Raw genomic sequence first — 17,847 nt, 5'->3', positions numbered from 1 at the left:
TTCCTTTCAAACGATGTTATCATGATAGCCAGAGACACAAAAGTTTTCAGCCCCGCTAACCGCCAGGAATGGCGGGAATGGTTAGAGGAAAACCACTCCCGCGAAAGTGCTGTATGGCTGATTTACCATAAAAAGTCCTCACAGCTGTCCACCATCACTTGGAGCGAAGCAGTAGACGAAGCCCTTTGCTTTGGCTGGATCGACAGCCTTGCAAAGCCATTGGACGTAGACCGTTACATGCAATTTTTTAGTAAAAGAAAGCCCGGTGGTGGTTGGTCGAAAATAAATAAGGCAAAAATCCGAAAGCTGACTGAGGAAGGGAAGATGTCCCAGGCCGGATTGGACGCCATTGCTATTGCTAAGCGGAACGGTTCCTGGACATTGCTTGACGACGTTGAAGAATTGATTGCCCCGGATGACCTCTTAAACGAATTGGCAAAAAATGCTGTGGCCCTTTCTTTCTTTCAAAAATTGAGTAAATCGGACAAACGGAACCTCTTGCAATGGGTGGCTTTTGCGAAGCGTGATAACACGCGCCGGAAACGGATCGAGGAAATCGTCGAATTCACCGGCCAGAATTTAAAGCCAAAGATATTGACCTGGACAAAAAAAGCTGACGCATGAGTGACTCCGAAACCACCCGCCTGTCGCGCCTGGTAACGCTGCTCACGGTGCTGCAAACAAAACGAACAATCACCGCATCGGAGCTGGCAGATCGTTTCTCAGTGAGCACACGCACCATCTATCGCGACATCAGAACCCTTGAACGTGCGGGAATTCCGATTGTTACGCAGGAGGGAAAGGGATATTCAATGTTGGAAGGATACCGCATACCACCCGTGATGTTTACCCGCGAAGAAGCCGTATCGCTGCTTACCGCGGAAAAGCTAGCATCGCGTCTGACCGATACGGCGACTGCTCGGCTCAGTGGCGCTGCAATGGACAAATTGCGTGCAGCACTCCGGTATTCCGACAGAGACCATCTTGAAAGAGTATCGCACCATATCGAAGTAATAGAGCCAATTACCACGCCGGATCGGCCGAATGCCTATCATCAATTGGTAGCCGCTGTTGCAGCGCGCCGGGTAGTGCAGGTTGAATATCAGGCGGCAGAAACCGGCGAGTCCACCGTCCGTGAAATTGAACCGATCGGGCTGTATCTCAGTCAGCACTGGCATGTAGTCGCCTACTGTCGACTACGGCAGGCATTCCGGAACTTCCGCCTCGATCGTTTCAGCGCTCTGGCGGTATCTGACGAGGAGTTTCCTTCGCGTCCGGAGACATTACAACGGTATTGGATCGATGAAGCAAAAAGAAGGGATAAGGAAAAGGTCGTGATCCGTTTCGACTCGTCGGAGGTATCGCCCGCACAAGCTCAGCATCTTCATGACACCAAACACCAATATGGTTGGACCCATCAACAGAATCTGCCAGAAGGCAGCCTGGAAATGTTATTTTTAGTGGGCTCGCTCCCCTATATTGCAACGTGGCTGCTACCGTTTACCAGTGCGATAACGGTCGTAGAACCAGCCTCCCTGCGCGGCTATCTATCTGAGCTTGCACAGCGAGCATATATTTCCTTTTATCAGAAGTAAATAAGTGAATTAGTTTTGCGCCCATCGTTTATTCCGAAGATCCGAATTCATCTGTTCATTTGGAGCTTAGAGGTTGAAAATCCGGATGGCCTGCCTGCCACAAACAGAAAGCATACATATTGGCGAAGTTGCGGAATGCGACCGTTTTGTCTTCGGTGAAATGGCCATTGTCATAGTTGACCTGCATGAGGACTGGCTTGCCGGACGAACTGGAATTTTGCAACGCGGCAGCGAACTTGCCGGGTTGCCAGGCAATCACCCGGGGATCATTTATGCCCGCAACGTTAATTACGGCGGGGTATTTCTCGCCATCCTTGACATGATGAAAGGAATCCATCTCATACAATGCCATGCTCTCGGTTGAGTCTTTTACCGTACCAAGCTCAGGCAGGTTTCCGGGGCCATTGGGCGTAAGTTCGAACCGGAGCGGATTACTGATGCCTACATTGTTGATGGCTGCTGCAAACAGGTCGGGGCGCTCGGTGATGGCCCGGCCAATCAGGATACCGCCAGCAGAGGTTCCCATTCCAATTAACTTTTCCTTCGAGGTGTACCCGTTTTTAACTAAGTAGTCGCCACTGGCGATGAAGTCTTTCCATGTATTTGGTTTTGTTGTCTTGAAACCGGCTTTGTGCCAGGCCAGGCCTTTTTCAGCACCGCCCCGGGGATGGGTCATTGCAATTAATACACCTTTATTCATTAAGGCAAGATACTGCCGGCTGAAAGAGGGCGTTGCCGAAATCCCATAAGCCCCGTAACCATGCATAAGACACACCGCGCTTCCATCTTTTTTAAGATCTTTTCGATAAACCAATGACAATGGTATCATCACCCCATCGTGGCTGGGGATTTCTATTTCTTCTACCACCAGATCGGCAACGCCGGGATAATTCATCGGTACGTGGAAAGGGTTGACCTCTAACTTTTTGGTCTGGGGATCAAAATCATAAAAGGTGCCTGGGTTGTTCCAAGACGTACCGAATATATTTACTTCATTGCTTTTGGAAGCTTCGTAGCTTTCCAGCCGCATTGTGCCTTTAATGGGCATCGGTATGGTACTCCACCCATTGTTTTTGGGATCGTAATATTGGATGGTTTGATTAATACCGTCACTGAGGTTGACAAACAGATAATCTTTGGTCGCTAAAATTTGGGTGATGTTCAGCTTGCTTTCGGCGAGTAAAATAGTTGCGGTTGACAGGTTTGGATTACTCGCATCCGTTACAATGATCTGCCCGTTTGGGGCGCTTTTGAGGCTATTCAGGTAAAGCCGGTTCCCTATTTTGACAAAACTCTGGATACTATCCATGGGAGTGAGCAAGCGCTTCCAGGGGATAATGGGTTTGTTCAGGTCTGCCGGTGCGGCTACCCAAACGTCGTTTCGCCAGTCAACAGAGCCCAGGCGTCCGTATAATTGGGTATGATCTTCCGAGAAAAACACATCGGGGATTTGCTCGGGCTTGATTTTCAGATCCGGATATTTGGCCCGCGAGAATATTTCGCGATCGGTCTTGCCCGAATCGCCAAGCTTATGAAGGCGGGCTTTGGTATCGATGGCGGCTTTGGGGTCATTGGGGTCGGAAGAATTATCAGGTGTGTAAACAAAACCGCTTCCATTTGGAAGCCATACAACGTAGCCCCCAAAGACAGCGGGAATTTGCCCCGGGCCGAAGGTCTTAGTCGCAACGTCTAACGTACGCAAAGTCGAATATTCACCCCCGCCTTCTTGAAGACCAATGACTATTTTTTTGCCATCCGGACTGGGTGTGAAGGCTGAAACCGAGTAGGTTTTACCTTTCTCAAATGCTTCCGGATCAAAAATCAGGCGCTCACTGCCCGATTTGCCCTCCCGAACATAAATTTTGCCCACTTTCTCAGCAGGAAGGGTCTTCCGGTAAAAATACAGGTTACCTCGTTTGATGATTTCGCCGTACCGGACAGCAAGCAGCTTATCGTATTCGACAAAGGTTTCAATCAATTGATTGCGTCCGGGAATCTGATCAAGCACTGCGTTGGAATAGTCACCTTGAGATTTGAACCACGACACCGTTTCGGGTTTAGTCATGTCTTCAAGCCAGCGGTAATTATCGGTGACTTCTTTACCAAAATAGTTGTCAGTTACCGGTTGCTTGGGCGTCTCAGGCAGGGAAGGGCTTACCTGGCCAGACTGGGCGAAACAACATGTGAAGCTTAAGAGGCCGACGAAGAACAATACAAGTTGTTTCATAGCATGATGTTTTGAATATCTTGTAAAGCTATATTTTCAAAGTGCTGGAAAATAGCGTATTACTACTCGTTTTATATAGAAATTATCCATAATCAGGCTTACTTGGCGAACTTGGAGCATTGACCGTCGAGCTCTCACCGTATCTCGTAGGAAGGTGAGAGCTCGACGGCTTGTCCTGGCTGACGACCAGATTGATCACCTCACGCTCTTTTGTGCGAAGTGAGGTTTTACCGTTTTGTAGTGTGAGGTAAGGCCGCGCCGCGCCGTTACCGATCCTGGCTTCCGACCGCCCCGCCGAACGCGCTCATAAACGGGCGCATATCGATTTCTGCGATATTAAGGTTGGATTTCCGGTAGTAAAACTTCGTCCCGAAACGCGATGCGTGAACCGGGATTTCACAGCGGGCTACCGGCAGGTTGTCGGTTTTATCAACGACAAATGTTTCTTTGTCGTTGCCCAGAAACCTGAAATCGGCATTTTCGAAGTAATTCTTGTACAGGATATTCTTGTCTACCTTTTCGACGAGTAAAAAATCATTGTCAAGTTTCAGGATGTCACCGGCCTCCGAAAGGATATAATAATGGTCGGGGTCGAGGCTTAGCTGCAAGCAGGCCGAATCTTTTTTGGCAAACAATTCGTCCGAAACGAATGACCGCATTTCACTGCCATTGTGCATGCCCATCATTTTTTTCTGGGTCAGTCCTTCGGGCGAAAATTCGTGAACTTCGAGCTTATCGCGATACAGTAGATACAGGTCGTGGCCCTGGATCATGTAGTCTGTAAAGTAATTTTTACGCTCACCCCACACCTTCATGAAAAGCTGCTGGCCTGTGCCAGCATCGAATGCTGCTATAAATGGCGTCCCGAAACGGGCAGGACGGCCGTACTTCATTGCATGCCCCGTATTGATCATGTACAGTACGTTACCTTCCCTGAACAGATGTGATTTACTGGTTTCTTTTTCGTTCAGGTCGGTGGACCAAATGGTTTTCCCATCCAGCGAATGGCAGCTGATTTTGTTCTTGGCAGCGAAGAAAACGGTGTCTTGATTGAAAACCACATTAGAGCAAATGTTCAGGAAAAGGTTCATGTAGGCATTTCCACCGTAAGGCACTGCATAGCCGTAGTATGCACCGCCGCCCAATGCGCCGCTCGCAGCACCCAACGCAACGCCCGTGAGTACGGCCAGCCCGACCTGCTTCATATCCACCTTTTCGGCATGCGAGACCCGGTCCACAGACCAGCCGTCTCCATCGGTAACCCTCACCAAATGCAGGCCCGACGACTTGATCAGCGCTGTTTCGTCGTCCAGCATTTGCAGATCTTCCCAGCCATAAGTGCCCGGCACGTACCTGTGCCAGACCGGTCGGCCGTTTTCAAGGTCAACGCCTTGCATGACTTTGAAACCACCATCCTGCAAATTGTAGCAAAGTGCGCGACCTAGCTCGGGAAAAACTTTGAATGCAATTCCCTTCGAAGTCCAGAGCGGCAGGCCATTGTCGGGATTAAGTCTTTCCAGTTTGTTGCCTCGCTGTTGGAGCATTACATCGCCGTCCAGCAACAACTGGCTTTGCGCGTATTTGAATTTTTTCTGCCATTTGGTCTGCCCGCTGGCAGGGTCGAAAACCATCACTTCGCCTTTCATTGTCCACATTTCCCTGTTCGGGTTCTTCTTGCGGAGCATTACCGCAAACGACGACTCGTCGGGCAGTGGATGAATGCGAAAAACCGGCATTCCAAAACCAATTTCGCGGCCCATTAGCGGTGTGTTCGTCCGGAAATCAACGCCTGTTTGCAGGTCATTCAGGACGGGCTGGATCTTAGATTGGGAAAACGTGCCGGCAACAGGGAGCAGCAGGAGAAAAAGCAATAGAATTTTTTTCATGAACAAGTTGTGGGAACTGACAAGTGAGGTGTTTTGATTTCTAAATATCGAAATTAATTCTACAAATACTATCAGTTACATCAGACAGCTGTACCGGGGCTTCCGTTGCATGCCCAGTGCGTCGTCGCTTCTTATACGACGGAAGGATTATTTCATTCGAAAAAGGTTCACATTACGACTTCGGGAAAGATCAGTCCACGCTACTTGTATTCAAAGATGCATTGCTTGCGCCTTTTTAAAATACAAGTAGCTTGAACAATGAACCCTCGTAGATTTTTAATTTTCACGTTTTCTCTTTTACTGTTTCGCGTTTTTTGGGGGTATGGTCAGTCCGTAAAGATTACCGGTCATGTGCATGCGGATGATGGCTCGGCGCTTTCGGGGGCAAGTGTAACCCTGAGAGTACCGTCTATCGGCACGGTGACCCGCCCTGACGGATCATTCTCTCTCAGCCCGATACCCGATGGCCGGTTTACCCTATCAGTTTCCTCTATCGGCTATATTGGTCAGTCGAAAGAGTTTGTCGCAAAATCCGGCAAAGACCTGGTTTTTAACTTTATCCAGCGGTTTTTTACAATGGCTCGGGTCGAAACACCGGACGGCGACGAGTTTATGATCGTCGGTGGTGTCAATAATCCATCAACCCTATATCTTTTAACTGCCGGCACGCTTACGGAAGGCGCGGTTACTTCGGTGGGAAATGGCATCGAAACCACGTCATGGAGCCGCTGGTTTAAAAATGGCTATTATTACAAACGTACCAATGGCAAATTTGCCAAGTACAAATATGAGAACAAAGCGCTCACCACAGTGGCTGAAATTCCCGTTACCGGAAACTCGGTTACCTACACCTGGCTGGACGACAAAACTTTGATGCTTGAAAACGCGAGCCCAACCGGGACCGATCCCATTTTGAGCTATTCGATCATCAACGTGGAAGCAATGGCCGTAACCAAATCGGGCACGATTAGCGGCCAGGCTATTGGTAAAACGGACAACGACCTGTCTGTGGGCTCACTCGTTTTGAGAAATAACAAACTGTACATTGGCTTTTCTATTTTCAATGCAAACTGGAATGCCTCAGACACGGCTTACCTTGCAGCGGTGGATTATCCCGCATTGGATAAGGTTAGGATCTTCAAAGACACCAGATCGACTTATCCTGGGGCGGCGGGTAAATGATCACACTTATCGACTGAATCATTCTGTTGATAAGTGTGATTTTTAGTATTACCATTCACAACCATGACTTTAAAAAAAATTGCCTCAGTACTTCATTTATGGCTTGGGCTGGCCGTGGGTATCGTCGTCGTTTGTAGTTTTCTACCCGCTGCTTTATTTGTGTGGGAAAAGGAGCTGACAGACCTATACTATCATGATTATATTTTTGTTGAACCGAACGGCAAGCCGCCGCAATCTTTAACAAAACTGCTGGAAGTTGCTAGCAAAAGCGTTCCAGCCGATCAGGCACTTGAAGAAGTTAACATAAGCGGCGATCCGAAGAGAGCTTATATTTTTTCTGGATTGGAACATGCGAAGGATGAAGGCTGGAATGCATTTTCGGAAGTTGAATATTCTACTATCGTTTACGTCGACCCCTATACGGCCAAAGTGCTGGGCGTGGTTGATCAGGAAACGGATTGGATATGGTTACTGCGCATTATGCATCAGCAGCTCTTATTGCAATACGACATCGGACACATGATCGTAGGCATTTCCACGCTCATCATGATCGTCATGGTTATTACCGGTCTGATCCTCTGGTGGCCAAGAAATAAGGGCGCTTTAAAGCAGAGGTTCAAGATGAAATTCAATGCCAAATGGCGGCGCGTGAACTACGACATTCACAATGTCGGTGGCTTTTACACGCAGCTGTTTATCCTGATTTTTGCAGCGACCGGCCTGGTGTGGACTTTCGAATGGTGGACAGATGGTATTTACCGGCTATTGGGAGACAACCCTGAAAAAGTATTCAATCAGGTTCCGGTGTTAAGACCCAACGGACAAATTGCAGCCAACCCGCTTGACCGGGCTCTTTCGGATATGATCACAAAAAAAGCAGAATGGGACAAAATTTCATTTTTTCTCAGTGAAAAGAAATTCCTGGGAGTGATCAGATATGACGGCGATTCGGGGTGGGATACCTGGGACCTTCATCATTACGATGCCAGAAACGGTGATCTGTATTTTTCTGTCAGACACGAAGACAAAACAACCGGAGCCAAATTCCGGAACTCGAACTATGCCATTCACGTGGGCAGCATTTACGGGATCTTCACCAAAATCATTGCCACCTTCATTGCATTGTTTTGTTCAAGTTTGCCGGTTACTGGATTTTATATCTGGTGGGGAAGAAACAGGAAGGAGAAAAAATCGGGCTCGCACAGGAAAATGAAAACAACGCAATCAATCTAAGGATCAAGATAGATAGAGTCAAGCCTGAGATGTACTTGCTATTCCACTTGCCCGAAAAGAGTAAGAGTATGTCTTAAAGGTGATTTGTTGATCTTCTAATGTGTGACTTTTTTAAACATCGGATGTTATACGTTGTTATATTTTCACGATTTTTATGATCGATGACTTATTTCCGGAAGTTATTCGGATCAAGTAAAGGCCAGCCTTTAAATGTCTCACTGGTACTTTCCGGGCCGGTTCCACGATCTGAATACTTTGTCCAAGCATATTAAGTATCTCGACCTTAACGGTCGTGGCGGGTCCGGTAATTTCCAGATAATCCGTTACGGGGTTTGGAAAAACTGTGAGTTCGTGCTTCGGGAACAAGCCTGTGATTGGCGGAGCGGTTTGCACCAACTCGATAAGCTGATCGGCAATGCCTAAGGCTTTCACGGTGATAGTGGCTTTGCGATTTTCAAAGAGCGGATTTGCAATTGCCGTTACGGTTATTGTGGCATTTTGATTTCCGCTGTCGGGGTTTACTGTTGCCCAAGTCTGTGAACTTGCCACGGTCCAAGCCGCATTTGACTGTATGTCAAATGTCGTTTTGCTTCCTTCTGCATAACTCACAGTCAGATTTTTTGTTGAAACCGACAAACTGGGTGCCATGGCGGTCTGAGTAATATTCACTGTCTTTCTCGCCGAGCCATTGACTGATAGGGTTATAATCGCAGTCCGGGGTTCACTGGATGTGTTGGCAGTAGCTGTTGCAGTAATCGTTTGGTTGCCAGATCCCGAAAGAGGAGTGACCGTCAACCAGGCTTGTGAACTGCTTGCAGACCAGGCCGCGTTTGACGTGACCGTGAACGTCCCTGCGCTTGCATTAGCTGCTCCGATCTGAAGGGTTGCGGTCGAAACGTCCAACGTTTCGATTTTCGGGTTCAGAAATGCCCAGTCGCTGTCACTGATGGGGTAGTTCAATGACCGAAAATCTTGACGAAGATCTTTCTGAAATGCATGAGAAAGGGCAGCGACCATCATCGTAGCCCGGAAGGAATTAGCGGCTTCGGTATTGTTGAACTGATCGAAGCGCTGGTGCCACTCGGCGTTGAATTTTTGTAAAAACTGCATCATCCGTTTAACTGGCATCGTGTAGCCCTGTCCTTCGTTTTCTGCATATTCACAAAACTTAAATGCTGTGGTTGCGAAAGAAAGCAGCGTCTCGTCATTGGCGGTGGAAGGATCATTCCAGGTTGTAAATTTTTTTCCTCCTTCCAAATATTTCAGATAGAAGTTTTTAAGTGTATTAAAGGAGGCTTTGAAGTTCCCTACAAGTGTAAGGTAGATGTTCTGGTCAAGGCCATATTTTTTGTAATTATTAATTAGCTCGTAGCCGGTGGCGTGCTGGAATATTTGGGCCATGCTTTCAGAATAGCACGCATTCGCACTGCCATCTATTTTACCCCCAAATATGTATTTGGCTGGCGTATTAAGTGTGAAATTATGACCCATCTCGTGCGCGAGAGAGGAAAAATCAATGGTGGTATTTACCAAGGCATCCCCCGCGGCCATCGCAACGGGGTCGGTGTACCAGATAGCGTAGCCACCACCGGCACCGGCATCCCGGAAAAGGTATTGCTGGAACTTGTTTTCGTATAAATACAGGTCAGAATTCATAAACTCAGTCTCAATCGAACCAACGATTGATAGCAAATATTCCAGATCACCGCGGTTGAATTGTCCGGTAAACATCTCATCGGAAAAAGCTGTCAGGCTTTGGGGCGCGGGTATGCTGAAATGAGTAGAGAGCGGAATCGTTTGCGAGGGAACCGTGACCTTGGCAAAAGGGTCAAGCGTTATTTTATTAATAGCCGGCTTGGTAAAGCTTACAAGGATCGCTACGGTATCCTTAGAATTGTCAGAATAATTGCCAACGACCTTGAGGATATAATTTTTCGAAAAATCTGCATACTTATGGCTTGTGGGAAAAAAGCCCTGAGAAATCAAATTGTCACCCCAAATGAAGGTAAATGGTGTACCTGGTGCACGGGAATCACCGCCCGTAATAGTGACATCACCTGTGTTGAGATTGATATTTTGAACAAAGAGGGCCAGCGTGGTCGCCGATGCCTTGCGGATAATATCCTTGTAATTGAAAATCTCGGTCTGTGCTGTGGCGGCCTGATGAAAGAAGATCAAAAACAATGAAAGACGCAGGGTTTGGTAAAAATTTTTCATCTCTACTTTTCAGGTTAGTTAGTGAGATCATAGGTGTTTATTGTACCGCCGGTCTTCACGCTTGCAGTCAGGCGAGTAATTGTTAGCGTTTTGTCGCTTGCCGAACCGATGGAAAATTCGATAAGCCCGTTTGTGCCGGATGGTTGCGGTGATAGTCCTTTGAGAATAAGCATCTTCTGATCAGCAGATAATTCCCACGTACCTGCAAAAGTATTGGCATCAAAGTCAGTCAGTTTGACTAACGTCGGCGAACTCAGATCGAGACGGTACTGGCTGTAACCAGGTTTGGCATTTGAGGCGGCACCCTTGGTAAACACGGTAATAGCACCTTCTTTCACAACTCCGGCCTGCCATACTTTCTGAATTTGCTCAGAGAGGGGGCGTGCATTGTCTTTCTTGCAGGATACCAGCGCCCATAACAGGAAAATGAAGTATCGTTTTTTCATAGAGGAAGTTTACGTTTTCTTAAAAATAACATTATTTGGCACTCATCGACAACTCGTGATTCTTAAGTTATTATTCGGTGTAAATATCTATTAATCAAAAACATCCGGGTGGTATCAAGGTGGATTTAGTTACCAAAAGAGACATTTGGGATAGTGGTACTTTTATTCCAAAAAAGAATGGAAATGCGGTATGTAAAATTTTACATGCGCCATTGCTGCTGACATACTGCTGTCATTTTGTAATTGTTTCTTTGAGGAATCAAACACTAACCGATGCATCCATGACATTCATTTCAGCCCGAATCATTACTGCCAATATTGACCACCTTATTGATTTTTACGAGCAAGTCACTGGCTTTCCTGCTAACAGGTACACCGAAGATTTCGCTGAGTTCCGCACGCCAGTGGCTGTCCTTGCCATTGGCAGCACGCGTACTTTGCAACTATTTGGCGGAGAAAGCATAGCTTCACCCGCCGCAAACCGCTCTGTAATTCTTGAATTCCGTGTTGACGATGTGGACGCGCATTACGAAAGACTAGCTGACTATCTTGGTAAAGCCCTTGTACAAAAACCGACGACAATGCCTTGGGGGAACCGCTCCCTCCTTTTTCGAGATCCGGACGGCAATCTCATTAATTTTTTTACGCCAGGGGGGAATTGAGCGCGTGCGGTAGTGCAGTTTATGAGAATGAAGGAGTACGTCAGGAACTGAAATCGACTGTCTATGTAGGATAGGCCAACCAGACCATTTTTAAAAGGTATTACGTTGGCCGGCATAACATGCGGATTGGCAGACCTGGGCGATCCAGCGAGGCACGGTTTTACTTACCACGCCAAAAACGATGGATAGGGCAAAAGAAATTTTTGATATTTCTCCCCTGCCGGATGACGCAAATGACGAGATCAATCGCATTCAAACGAGACAGAGATTCAACAACGTCGTCAATACGGGCGTCCCAGGTTTCATCGCGCGGCGTAATTAATCAAGAGTGCTGAGTAGTCTTCCGCACTAGAGCGTGCCGGAATTTCTCATATGCATCTACCAGCGCCGCTAATGAAAAACTGCGGTTCAGCCCACTTGGATTAGGGAGGACCCAAACGGTCGCCCCTGCGATATCATGCTCTTGAATTCCCCAGATGACATCTTTTTTCTGAAAGAAGCCTTGGTATGCAGCCTTCCCAAGGAATGCAATGTACCGGGGCTTATAGGCATTCATTTCAGGCCAGGATTGATCCCACAGAAAACTGCGGTCAGATTTTCTGCCAGGATGTCCGGCAGCATTGCTGCCGATTCGTTTATTGCTTTGTTAACCTTCATATGGGTCATCTGAAACCCACTGTCGCCCGCAATGGCAATCACATCCCGGTGTGGGGCTCCGAACTTGGCACCTATGGCGGCAGGCAATGCAAAGCCCATCGTTCCCAAGCCCCCGCTGGTTCCGGCAACTCTTCTTGCTGTTCGATCTTCATCATAATAAATATAATTGGATAGTTTAGTTCCGCCACTTGCCACGCATGAGTGCTTTGCGGCGCGAGTGGCTACATTTTGCGTCGGTTCGGGCCTTGACGAGGTTGAACCTGGATTCCTGAGAGAGATTATCGGCATCGAGCAGCTCCGTGCGCAGCGACAGACTGTTGACTTTGCCATAATCCAAACGTTTTTAATGTTTTGTATGGCAAAATTCCCTTAAAATGGGGAAATATTGTAGGCTGAAATACCTCGACATTCGTCGAAATGGCCCAAAATGGTACTCAATGGAAGTGAGAAATATTACTTGATTTTCTTTCGGTATTGAACTGGCGACAGCCCGGTATTGGCGCGGAAGAATTTCCCGAACACAGACTGATCGGAAAAATTGAGCATCTCGGCGACCTGCGAGACCGTGAGGGTTTTTCAGCAGCTCGCTGCTTTTGGAAAAAAACGTATATCCGATGGCGCCAGCGTAATAATAGACGGGGCAACCACATGCCAGGCGGACAAACCGACGTTGAGCTTAACCTCACCCTCCCTTATATACGCGATTGCGTAGCTTTCCGCACGGTAGGGCTCAGGAGCAGAAATGACAAAGGGAGAAAGAAGACGACGGTCATTTATTACAATGCGACACCGGGGGTTGCCGGTCCTGTCTATTTCACCCGCAACTTTGCCTATTTCGGCTGTTTTATCCCCGCTAGCGAATCTGCGCCATCCTACCTTTGCTTCGTAAAAAAGTTCATCACGAATTCAATTAAACAATTAAAATACAGAACATGGAAAATTCACATATTGCTGCACAGAAAGTCGTGTACACGGCGACAACAAATACCACAGGAGGTCGTGAAGGCGCATCGAAAAGTACAGATGGCCGTTTAGACATTAAACTAACCCCTCCGGGCGGAAGAGGTGAAGGCACCAATCCCGAACAGCTATTTGCCGCGGGATGGTCCGCATGTTTTTTGGGTGCATTAGGAAAAGCGGCTGCTGCCAAAGGCCTTAGGCTTTCCGCAGATTCAAATATTACCACTGATGTAGACCTGGTACTCTCAGAAACAGAAGGATATTCATTACAAGCCCGCCTGAACATCAGCCTGCCCGGTATTTACGATGATGACGCAATTGCAATTGCCGAACACGCGCACACCCTATGTCCCTACTCGAAAGCCATCCGCGGCAATATTAAAGTCGAGACCAATATCATCTAGAAATCGAGCATAAAGCGCTCTTTGTTTTTTATCCTAAAAGTGACTGACTGGTCACTTTTAGCTTTCAATGATCAGTTACACAGATTAAGACAATGGAAAATATCAAAAAATCCACAGGGCCCAGAAAAATTCGAATGAAATGAAAACTTTAAACAGTTTCGCCCGACTGGTGCTCACAGCAGCACTGATGGTGCCGGTTGCACTCGCAGGCGCACAGGGAAATTCAAAAGCAGAAAATATAGATGATGAGCGCATACGTCCATTCAAGGTAAATATCCCAGATTCTCAGATCAGGGATCTGCAGAGCCGCATTATGGCTACTAAATGGCCGACAAAGGAACTGGTCAAAGATGGTTCTCAGGGAGCAAATCTTGCCAAGGTACAGGAGCTTGCCGGGTATTGGGGAACAGGCTATGACTGGAGGAAGGCAGAAGCCAGGTTGAACGCCTATCCGCAGTTTGTTACAAGGATTGATGGCGTCGATATCCATTTCATCCATATTGAATCAAAACATAAGGATGCAATGCCGCTAATTTTAAGCCATGGCTGGCCTGGATCGGTCTTTGAATTTATGGGTGTAATCGAGCCGCTGACCAATCCGACAGCTCATGGAGGAAATGCTCAGGATGCATTTGACCTCATTATCCCATCCTTGCCAGGCTTTGGTTTTTCCGGTAAACCGACCGAGGAAGGCTGGAACAACGACCGTATCGCGAAAGCCTGGATTGTGCTGATGCAGCGTCTGGGGTACGACCGTTATGTTGCCCAGGGTGGAGACTGGGGCGCTGGGATCGTCCACTCCATGGCCATGCTGGCTCCCAAAGGGTTACTGGGTATCCATAGCAATTTACCCGCAACGTTACCCAATGAGGCAGGAAAGGCTTTGGGAGGAAACGCTGTTCCGGAAGGGTTTTCCGAGAAGGAAAGTGCTGCATTCAAACAATTGAATAATGCGATCAGGAGCGGAGGCTTCATCTACAAGACCACGATGGAGGCAAGGCCGCAGGGGGTTAGCTATGGCCTGACAGATTCACCGGTAGGGCTTGCGTCTTGGATCTTCCTGCATCCGGGTTTTGAAAATTGGTCCTATGGGCATGATCCCAAACAGCTGCCGACCAGAGACCAGGTGCTGGATGATATTTCTCTTTACTGGCTGACCAATACCGCTTCTTCTTCCGCCCAGATTTATTGGGAAAACCGAAAAATCAGCCTTATCAGTGCTGGTATTATGAAATCCGACCAGATTACCATACCCGTTGCCGTTACCACATTTCCGCAGGACGTCTACGCCTCTCCCGAAAGCTGGGCACGCCGAGCCTATAAAAACCTGATCTATTTCCATGAAGTGGATAGGGGCGGTCACTTTGCCGCCTGGGAGCAGCCTGAACTATTTACACAGGAATTACGCGCCGCATTCAATTCTCTTCGCTAGTTACAAGGGCAGCTCGACTATCGGTTGCCCATTTAAAATCCAAACCAATAAGACAATGAAAAGATATCAAAAATCCCTACTGGCAACCACTTTGGTTTTTGCATTAGGTTCCTTCTTAGCGCCCGTTGCCACTTTTGCCCAACAAACAGGCATAACACGAATTAATCATCAAAGACATGACATTAGTGTCCCTGGCTACGAAACCATACAGGCAAGTATCGCATTTGAGCCGGGTATTCAATTCGGAATGCATTCGCATCCGGGAGAAGAAGTGATTTATGTGCTGGAAGGCACATTCGAGTATCAGATCGAAGGCGAAAAACCGGTTACGCTCAGCGCCGGCGATGTGCTTTTTATTCCGGCAGGGAAAAACCATCAGGCTAAAAATGTCGGTAAAAATAAAGCCGTAGAACTGGCGACCTATATCGTAGAAAAGGGGAAAACGTTGGTAGTGATGAAAACAGAAATGCGCTCAACCGGTTCCTGAGCAAATACGATTACGTGTTGAGCACGATTATTCATTGAAGCGGTGAACAACCGAAGGTTTCTCCCTTCCCTACAAATGACCGCATCCGCATCATAATTTGAGGAATCTTTGAAACTAACAAATACTGCTTTCTTCTGAACAAACTCCGGCTACCTTGTCCATGCCACCTTTGTATCATATAAAAACAAAGGAAATCATGGAAATAAAAAAAGTATGGTTCGTCACAGGAGCCTCTAAGGGATTGGGGTTAGCATTGGTAAAACGCCTTCTAAATCAAGGGTACAAGGTTGCAGCAACTTCACGAAATGCACAGGTCCTACAAAACGAAGTGGGTTTCGCCGGTGATCTTTTTCTCCCACTTCAAGTTGATTTGAATGACAACAATGCGGTCGGCGAGGCTGTGAAGCATATTGTGAGCAAATTCGGCACCATTGATATTGTGGTAAATAATGCCGGTTATGGTCAACTGGGTACCCTCGAAGAACTAAGTGACGAAGAAGCCCGCGAGAACTTCGATGTGAACGTGTTTGGCACATTGAACGTGATCCGCAATGTAATGCCGCTATTTCGCGAAAAGAATGCTGGCGCGTTTTTCAATATATCTTCCATTGCGGGCTTTATGGGCACTTTCCCGGGCTGGGGTATTTATAATGCTACCAAGTTTGCGGTTGCCGGCTTAACAGAGGCATTGTCAGCCGAAACAAGCTCAATGGGGATTTCTGCGACAATTGTGTATCCAGGTTATTTCAAAACGAATTTTTTGCTCCAAGGCTCAATGCGCACCGCAGCCCATCCGATTGCGGCATACAAGGAAGCGCGCGACCTTGAAATAATGCATAACGAGCAAATCATCGGCAACCAACCAGGCGACCCTGAAAAGGCTGCCGCGGCATTTATCCGGGTCGCGGAAATGGACGCCAGGCCGCTACATCTGTTTCTGGGTTCCGATTCATTCGGCATGGCCAACGGCAAAATTGAGATGCTGCAAAACGATTTGAAAGCTTTTGAAAGCGTTAGCAAATCCACAGATTATTAAAAATGCATGGTATTTGCCGACCACTGGGGCTCAGCCTGGTGGTTGGGTACTTTAAATGATCAGTGAATATTTTGTAATGCGGGCTCTATATGGTTAAAAAGGGGATCACTTATATTTACACTATACAATTAGTGGACATGGAAAATACCGGTATACCCAGGATCGAACTCGAAAAATTCGCTGCGGAAGAGTATAAGGCCTCGTTACTTAATGTGGAGCATTATCCAGTTAATTCAGGACAATTTATCATTGAGAATCGAGACGACTATCCGATTAAAGATTATATCTCACCCCATCGCAGAAAATTTTACAAGATCTTCCATATGACCTCCGGTACAGGCACCCTGACCATCGGACTTCATCGTTATGAAATGGGGCCAAATGAAATTGCCTTTGTGCATCCTGACGAGATTATGTCCTGGCAAACTACATCTGAGGAAACCGGCGGACATTTCTGTCTGATCCATCCCGAATATTTCGGACACGACTCGGAGCATGTATTGCAGCTATTAAGGCAGTTCCCCTACTTTCATGCTGATAAGGCCGTGGTACAGTTGCAGGATACCCAGTCCTCAGTGATCCATGGATGCTTCACCGCAATGCTAAAAGAGGAACGCGGAAACGATGAGGATAAAAAGCAAGCCATCATGTTACAATTACAGCTTTTGCTACTTGAATGTAAACGCGCAGGCAAAAACAGGATCGAGATGCCTGTGTCTGAAAGCTACGGCTACATTTACCGATTTTTAGCCCTGCTGGAATCTTCTTTTCAGGTGCAAGAGCATGACAGTCTGGTAAAAGTGAAAACAGCTGCCGAATTCGCGGATCAGCTTCACGTTCACCCCAACTACCTGAATGCGCTCATTAAAAATCATACCGGGAAAACGTTGCGAGAACATATCCAAGATCGCCTGCTGCACGAAGCAAAATCCCTGCTAGTTCAAACGGACTGGGATATCAACAAAATAAGTGACGGACTGGGTTTTTCGGGACAGTCGGCTTTCACGACGTTTTTTCGTAAAAAGGTTAATGTGTCACCATCGTTGTTCCGCAAAAACATGATGATGTCCAATCAATCGATTTTCGAAAGTATGAATTAGGGAAGGATCGGTCGCCAGCAGCTATCGCCCGACCATTCGTTGACAGAGAAGATAGCATCTGGTTTACTTACACTATCAATAGCGCTCATGTCTTATCTGTCATCTTCGTCGCTGTTACTGAATGACTGACGCCGAAAGATTCGAGGGTATATTTTTATTTATTTAAAAATATTTGTGGCTATTACTTGCATGTTAAAAATAAGCGTCCTACTTTTGCACCCCCAATCAGGAACAACGGTAGCGAGAATGATCGAGACCACAAGTTCAGCAACGGCTGAGCAACGTTCTTTGACATGATGAAGAGAGCAAAAAGATAGGTTCGT

The 17,847-nt window shown here is 47.2% G+C and carries 15 protein-coding genes and 2 pseudogenes; 10 read left to right on the top strand and 7 right to left on the bottom strand.

Annotation, left to right across the window (positions count from 1 at the left end; translation table 11 throughout):
- Positions 1–21 precede the first annotated feature (21 nt).
- Positions 22–624 (top strand): YdeI family protein, encoded by a 603-nt coding sequence (locus LZD49_RS31000; RefSeq protein ID WP_234671979.1) that lies wholly within the window; start codon positions 22–24, stop codon positions 622–624.
- Positions 621–1,595, top strand: coding sequence for a YafY family protein (locus tag LZD49_RS30995; protein ID WP_234671978.1), 975 nt, complete (start codon positions 621–623; stop codon positions 1,593–1,595). The genes LZD49_RS31000 and LZD49_RS30995 overlap by 4 nt, the downstream gene beginning before the upstream one ends.
- A gap of 55 nt (positions 1,596–1,650) precedes the next feature.
- Here the strand turns inward: LZD49_RS30995 and LZD49_RS30990 are convergent, their stop codons facing one another.
- Positions 1,651–3,822, bottom strand: a complete 2,172-nt coding sequence (locus LZD49_RS30990; RefSeq protein WP_234671976.1) for a prolyl oligopeptidase family serine peptidase — start codon at positions 3,820–3,822, stop codon at positions 1,651–1,653.
- Between the two features lie 266 nt (positions 3,823–4,088).
- Positions 4,089–5,708: a PQQ-binding-like beta-propeller repeat protein gene (locus tag LZD49_RS30985; RefSeq protein WP_234671975.1), complete on the bottom strand. Its 1,620-nt coding sequence runs from the start codon at positions 5,706–5,708 to the stop codon at positions 4,089–4,091.
- 258 nt (positions 5,709–5,966) lie between these two features.
- Between LZD49_RS30985 and LZD49_RS30980 the strand changes: the two genes are divergently transcribed.
- Both LZD49_RS30980 and LZD49_RS30975 read left to right on the top strand, forming a co-directional pair.
- Positions 5,967–6,890, top strand: coding sequence for a carboxypeptidase-like regulatory domain-containing protein (locus LZD49_RS30980; protein WP_234671973.1), 924 nt, complete (start codon positions 5,967–5,969; stop codon positions 6,888–6,890).
- Between the two features lie 63 nt (positions 6,891–6,953).
- Positions 6,954–8,123, top strand: coding sequence for a PepSY domain-containing protein (locus tag LZD49_RS30975; protein ID WP_234671971.1), 1,170 nt, complete (start codon positions 6,954–6,956; stop codon positions 8,121–8,123).
- A gap of 135 nt (positions 8,124–8,258) precedes the next feature.
- On the opposite strand, the gene LZD49_RS30970 is transcribed toward LZD49_RS30975, so the two are convergent.
- A complete protein-coding gene (locus LZD49_RS30970) occupies positions 8,259–10,340 on the bottom strand; it encodes a BACON domain-containing protein (RefSeq protein WP_234671969.1) in 2,082 nt (693 codons plus the stop codon).
- Positions 10,341–10,354: 14 nt separating this feature from the next.
- Entirely contained in the window at positions 10,355–10,786 is a 432-nt protein-coding gene (locus tag LZD49_RS30965; RefSeq protein WP_234671967.1) for a hypothetical protein, read from the bottom strand.
- Positions 10,787–11,067: 281 nt separating this feature from the next.
- On the opposite strand from LZD49_RS30965, the gene LZD49_RS30960 reads away from it, so the two are divergent.
- The gene (locus LZD49_RS30960) at positions 11,068–11,448 is read left to right on the top strand and encodes a VOC family protein (RefSeq protein WP_234671966.1); all 381 of its coding nucleotides are present in this window, start codon (positions 11,068–11,070) and stop codon (positions 11,446–11,448) included.
- A 322-nt stretch (positions 11,449–11,770) separates the two neighbouring features.
- Here LZD49_RS30960 and LZD49_RS36195 read toward each other — a convergent pair whose 3' ends face one another.
- The 3 genes and pseudogenes from LZD49_RS36195 to LZD49_RS36185 form a co-directional block, all read right to left on the bottom strand.
- Complete coding sequence (locus LZD49_RS36195) at positions 11,771–12,004, bottom strand: uracil-DNA glycosylase family protein (protein ID WP_409021366.1); 234 nt, start codon at positions 12,002–12,004, stop codon at positions 11,771–11,773.
- 100 nt (positions 12,005–12,104) lie between these two features.
- Positions 12,105–12,225: pseudogene (locus LZD49_RS36190) on the bottom strand (thiamine pyrophosphate-dependent enzyme); the annotation flags it as partial.
- 333 nt (positions 12,226–12,558) lie between these two features.
- Positions 12,559–12,666 (bottom strand): annotated as a pseudogene (locus LZD49_RS36185) (helix-turn-helix domain-containing protein); the annotation flags it as partial.
- A gap of 371 nt (positions 12,667–13,037) precedes the next feature.
- Here LZD49_RS36185 and LZD49_RS30950 point away from each other — a divergent pair.
- The 5 genes from LZD49_RS30950 (at position 13,038) to LZD49_RS30930 (ending at position 17,524) form a co-directional block, all read left to right on the top strand.
- On the top strand, positions 13,038–13,469 hold the full coding sequence (locus LZD49_RS30950; RefSeq protein ID WP_234671965.1) for an Ohr family peroxiredoxin: 432 nt from the start codon (positions 13,038–13,040) through the stop codon (positions 13,467–13,469).
- 139 nt (positions 13,470–13,608) lie between these two features.
- Entirely contained in the window at positions 13,609–14,901 is a 1,293-nt protein-coding gene (locus tag LZD49_RS30945; RefSeq protein ID WP_234671964.1) for an epoxide hydrolase family protein, read from the top strand.
- 55 nt (positions 14,902–14,956) lie between these two features.
- Positions 14,957–15,388, top strand: coding sequence for a cupin domain-containing protein (locus tag LZD49_RS30940; RefSeq protein WP_234671963.1), 432 nt, complete (start codon positions 14,957–14,959; stop codon positions 15,386–15,388).
- A gap of 196 nt (positions 15,389–15,584) precedes the next feature.
- Entirely contained in the window at positions 15,585–16,424 is an 840-nt protein-coding gene (locus LZD49_RS30935; RefSeq protein ID WP_234671962.1) for an SDR family NAD(P)-dependent oxidoreductase, read from the top strand.
- A 137-nt stretch (positions 16,425–16,561) separates the two neighbouring features.
- Complete coding sequence (locus LZD49_RS30930) at positions 16,562–17,524, top strand: AraC family transcriptional regulator (protein WP_234671961.1); 963 nt, start codon at positions 16,562–16,564, stop codon at positions 17,522–17,524.
- Positions 17,525–17,847 lie beyond the last annotated feature (323 nt).

The organism is Dyadobacter sp. CY261, from assembly GCF_021440085.1.
Classification (GTDB): domain Bacteria; phylum Bacteroidota; class Bacteroidia; order Cytophagales; family Spirosomataceae; genus Dyadobacter.
This window is presented reverse-complemented; position numbering and strand designations above follow the sequence as displayed.